Source organism: Psittacicella gerlachiana, assembly GCF_003585965.1.
Lineage (GTDB): Bacteria > Pseudomonadota > Gammaproteobacteria > Enterobacterales > Psittacicellaceae > Psittacicella > Psittacicella gerlachiana.
In genome coordinates, this window is record NZ_NRJF01000245.1 from 1 (window position 1) to 4,702 (window position 4,702).

At 33.2% G+C, this 4,702-nt stretch carries 4 protein-coding genes; 3 read left to right on the forward strand and 1 reads right to left on the reverse strand.

The genetic code is table 11. The features are described from left to right. Positions 1 to 60 precede the first annotated feature (60 nt). Positions 61 to 630: an elongation factor P gene (gene efp, locus CKF59_RS07175; protein ID WP_119535247.1), complete on the reverse strand. Its 570-nt coding sequence runs from the start codon at positions 628 to 630 to the stop codon at positions 61 to 63. A 227-nt stretch (positions 631 to 857) separates the two neighbouring features. On the opposite strand from efp, the gene alr (CKF59_RS07180) reads away from it, so the two are divergent. From alr (CKF59_RS07180) to pgi, 3 genes are all read left to right on the forward strand, one after another. Next, positions 858 to 1,934, forward strand: a complete 1,077-nt coding sequence (alr, locus tag CKF59_RS07180) for an alanine racemase (protein WP_119535248.1) — start codon at positions 858 to 860, stop codon at positions 1,932 to 1,934. Positions 1,935 to 1,944: 10 nt separating this feature from the next. After that, positions 1,945 to 2,976 carry an alanine racemase gene (gene alr, locus CKF59_RS07185; RefSeq protein WP_119535249.1) on the forward strand — a complete coding sequence of 344 codons (1,032 nt, stop codon included), beginning with the start codon at positions 1,945 to 1,947 and terminating at the stop codon, positions 2,974 to 2,976. Between the two features lie 66 nt (positions 2,977 to 3,042). Next, positions 3,043 to 4,686 carry a glucose-6-phosphate isomerase gene (gene pgi, locus CKF59_RS07190; protein WP_119535250.1) on the forward strand — a complete coding sequence of 548 codons (1,644 nt, stop codon included), beginning with the start codon at positions 3,043 to 3,045 and terminating at the stop codon, positions 4,684 to 4,686. Positions 4,687 to 4,702: the final 16 nt, after the last annotated feature.

Sequence of the window (4,702 nt, forward strand, 5' to 3'; positions counted from 1 at the left end):
TAAAATTTTAAAATTTTAGGCTCTTACTTTTATTTGTTTAACTTAATCTAATTAGGTAGATTAGTTTTTAACACGGTTTAGGTATTCACCAGAACGTGTATCTACACGAATAACTTCACCAATTTGTACAAATAGAGGTACCCTTACTACTGCACCTGTTGATAAAGTTGCTGGTTTACCACCTGTACCAGCGGTATCACCTTTAAGACCTGGATCAGTATCTACAACTTCAAGATCTACGAAATTAGGTGGTTGTACGCCGATTGGACGTCCATCCCATAAAGTGATAATACAAACCGCTTGGTCTGTTAACCATTTAACAGCGTCACCAACTACATCTGTGCTTGCAGGAACTTGTTCAAAAGTTTCTTCATTCATAAAGTAGAAGAATTCGCCATCATTATATAAATAGGTTAAGTTGATATCAAAAACATCAGCGGCTTCAACCGTTTCACCTGATTTAAATACAACTTGTAATACTTTACCAGAAATTAGCTTTTTAATGCGAGTACGATTAAAAGCTTGCCCTTTTCCAGGTTTTACGAACTCATTTTCTACGATTGTACATGGTTCACCTTCGTAGATAAATTTTAGACCTGGTTTAAAATCGCTTGTTGAAAAAACAGCCATTGAATCCTCTGAAACTTTTATCAACGTTTTATAAAAAACAAATACGGTGTTATTTTATCACATTTGCCTGTAATTTGGTAGAGACAAGTATTATTCGCACTAATGCCAAGCTAATATACAGCCAAGATTACTTTTATCTTCGAGAATTATGAACAAGCTTCCTCTAAAGTGGTATAATTCTAGTATTTAAAAGCTCAGAGTTTTTTAAAAGAAGTAGATAAATAAATATGAAATACCCAAAAGCCATTATTGAAACAAAAGCTCTAAAGCATAATGTGGAAATAATTAGAAAATTAGCTCCTAACTCTAAAATTTGTGCAATTGTCAAAGCTAATGCTTATGGACATGGTTTAATTGAAGTTGCACGTACTCTTTTAAATCATGTAGAGGGAGTAGGGGTAGCTCGCATTGCTGAAGCAGAAAGATTAAGAGATGCTGGCATAAATAATGACATTATTCTTCTTGAGGGCTTTCTTGGGGCTGCCGAGTTATTAAAATTAAATGAACTTAAGTTATCTACGGCAGTACATTGCTATGAACAGCTAGAATTAATCGAAAAATATGCTCCTAGTTTAAATAAACTAAAAGTTTGGTTAAAGTTTAATACAGGAATGAATCGTTTAGGTTTAGATGCTGATGAAGCTCGAGAAGTTAAGCTACGCTTAGAAGCTTTAGATTGCATTGAAGAAATAAATCTCATGACGCATTTTGCCAACGCTGATGATCCAAAAAATAACTATACCAACTTACAGTTGGAAAATTTTAATCGTTTAAATGAAGAGTTAAAATTAAAGAAATCTATAAGTGCTTCTTCAGGAGTGTTATTCTTTCCTCAAACTCGTGCTGAATGGATACGTCCTGGAATTATAATTTATGGCATAAGTCCTAGTCATGAATCTATAGAAGATTATGGATTTATTCCGGTAATGAATCTAGAAACGATTATTACCAACATTTTTAAGCTTGAAGCTGGAAAGCAATTACCACAGTCAAATTTTATTAGCTCTCAGGATAATTACATAGGAGTAATTGCTTTAGGAACTGGAGATGGTTATCCTGCGCAAGCCCCTGAGGGAACTCCATTTCTTATAAATGGACGTAGAGTTGAGTTATTAGGAAAGGTAGGTGTAGATTTTATTTATGTAAATCTTGGCAACCAGCTCCAAGATAAAATAGGTGATAAAGTCACTATTTTTGGTAAAGGTTTACCAGTAGAGGTAGTAGCTAAACATATTAATGTCATCACCTACGAATTAACGACAAAGTTAACAACTCAGACTAAACACGAATATATAATTAATTAAGGTTAAGCTAATGAGATACCCTAAAGCGGTAATAAATACAAAAACCTTACAGCATAATATCAGCTTAATTCAAGATCAAAATCCAGAAGCCCATATTATTGCACTTGTAAATGCGAATGCTTATGGACATGGAATTATTGAGATTTCTCGTGCCTTAGATAATAATGTCGCAGCTTTAGCAACAACCCGCTTAGATGAAGCTGAAACTATCCGTGATAACGGTGTAAATACCCCTATAATTGTTCTTCAAGGATTTACTAATCTTGTTGAATTATTTAAAGTTGTAGATTTAAAGGTACAAGTTGTTGTCAGTAATGAAATGCAACTTGAATTAATAGAACAATATCAAGAGCATCTAAGTGGTTTAAAAATTTGGTTACTGTTACAAAGTCCTAAAAACTATCTTGGCTTTAATCAAGAGCAAATATCCCAAGCTTATAAGGGATTAAGAAAAATTAAGGGAATTAGAAGTATAGGGCTTATGACTTATACTGATAGTCAAGAAGCTATAGATCTTACTGCTAAGCATCCTTTTACCGATCTAGCCTTAATGGATAATCAAATTAAACATCTACCTGATTTACCGGCACAAATTTGGTTAAGCTCAGGAGTACAGTTATACGGTTTAGAATCTAAAGAGTTTTATATTAATAACCTGATCACGGTTATGAACCTTGAAACTTTAATTGTACAAATTCACTATCGTAAAGCAGGAGATCAAATTGGTTATGGCAGTACCTATACGGTGACTCAAGATACCTATATAGGTGTAGTTGCTATGGGATATGGTGATGGATATCCAAGAAATGCTCCTACTGGAACTCCAGTATGGGTAAATGGAAGAGAAGTTCCAATAGTTGGTCGTGTATCTATGGATATGTTAACCGTTGATCTTGGTCAGGAGCTAATTGATAAAGTTGGAGATAAGGTTTATCTTTGGGGAGATAAATTAAATATTGAAAAAGTTTCTTCAAAAGTAAACATTGCAGATTATGAATTAACTTCATATCTGACCGAAAGAGTTAAACATGAGTTTAATTAGACTTTTTTTAGTATAATAGGCACTGAAAATTTTAAAAATTATAATTACGCTTACAAGGATTCTGTTATGAAGAATATAAATCCAACAACTACAAAATCTTGGCACGAACTTGAACGCTTAGCTAAAGATGTACCTAGTTTACAACACTTATTTGCTCAAGATAAAGAGAGATTTAATAAGTATCATTTAAATTTTGAAGATATCTTAGTAGATTATTCAAAAAATAATATTAATGATATTATTTTAAAAACCTTATTAAAACTTGCAAAAGATGTAGACTTAGATAGTGCGATTAAATCTATGTTTAGTGGTGAAAAGATTAATTTCACTGAAAATCGTTCTGTACTACATGTTGCCCTACGTAAACCAGCAGAACAATCTCTTGTGGTTGATGGGGTTGATGTTGTAAAAAATGTACACAAAGTTTTAGCACAAATGAAAGAGTTTTCAGATCAAGTTAACTCAGGAGTTTGGACTGGATTTACAGGCAAAAAAATAACAGATGTAGTTAATATTGGTATCGGTGGCTCTGATTTAGGACCACTAATGGTTACTGAAGCACTAAAACCATACAATAAAGGATTAAAATTACACTTTGTTTCTAATGTAGATGGCACACATATTGTAGAAACCTTAAAACAATGTAATCCAGAAACAACTTTATTTATTGTTGCTTCAAAAACGTTTACTACTCAAGAAACTATGACCAATGCTCAAAGTGCAAAAGCATGGTTATTAGAGCACGCAAATCAAGATACACAAGCAATCGCTAAACACTTTGTCGCTTTATCAACAAACTTAAAAGCGGTAAGTGAGTTTGGTATTGATACTAAATATGCGTTCGAATTTTGGGATTGGGTTGGTGGTCGTTACTCTCTATGGTCAGCTATAGGTTTATCGATTGCTCTTTCAATTGGTTTTGATAACTTTGCTCAATTATTAGCAGGTGCTCATGATGTTGATAACCACTTTGAGAATACTCCTTTTGAAAATAACATTCCTGTGATCTTAGCTCTAGTAGGCTTATGGAATACAAATTTTCTAGGAGCTCAGACCGAAGCGATTCTTCCTTATGACCAATATATGCACCGTTTCCCAGCATATTTCCAACAAGGAAATATGGAATCTAATGGTAAATATGTTGACCGCAATGGAGAAGTTGTTAACTACCAAACTGGTCCAATTATTTGGGGTGAGCCAGGGACTAATGGACAACATGCTTTCTATCAGTTAATCCACCAAGGTCGTGTATTAATTCCTTGTGATTTTATTGCTCCTGCAATCACTCATAATCCTATTGCAGATCACCATACTAAATTAATGTCTAATTTCTTTGCCCAAACAGAAGCTTTAGCTTTTGGTAAGCCATTAAATGTTGTCGTAGAAGAATTAAAACAACAAGGTAAAACGGAAGAAGAAATTAAGAAACTTGCTCCATTTAAAGTATTTGAGGGTAATAGACCTACAAATAGTATTTTAGTAAAAGAAATAACACCATATACTTTAGGTCAATTAATTGCTCTTTATGAACACAAAATCTTTACTCAAGGGGTAATTTTAAATATTTTCTCATTTGACCAATGGGGTGTGGAATTAGGCAAACAGCTTGCAAATAATATTATTCCTGAACTCGAATCTGATAAACCAGTAACTAGTCACGATAGTTCAACCAATGGTTTAATCAATGCTTATAAAGCATGGAATAAGTAAAAAATTAAAGACTAGA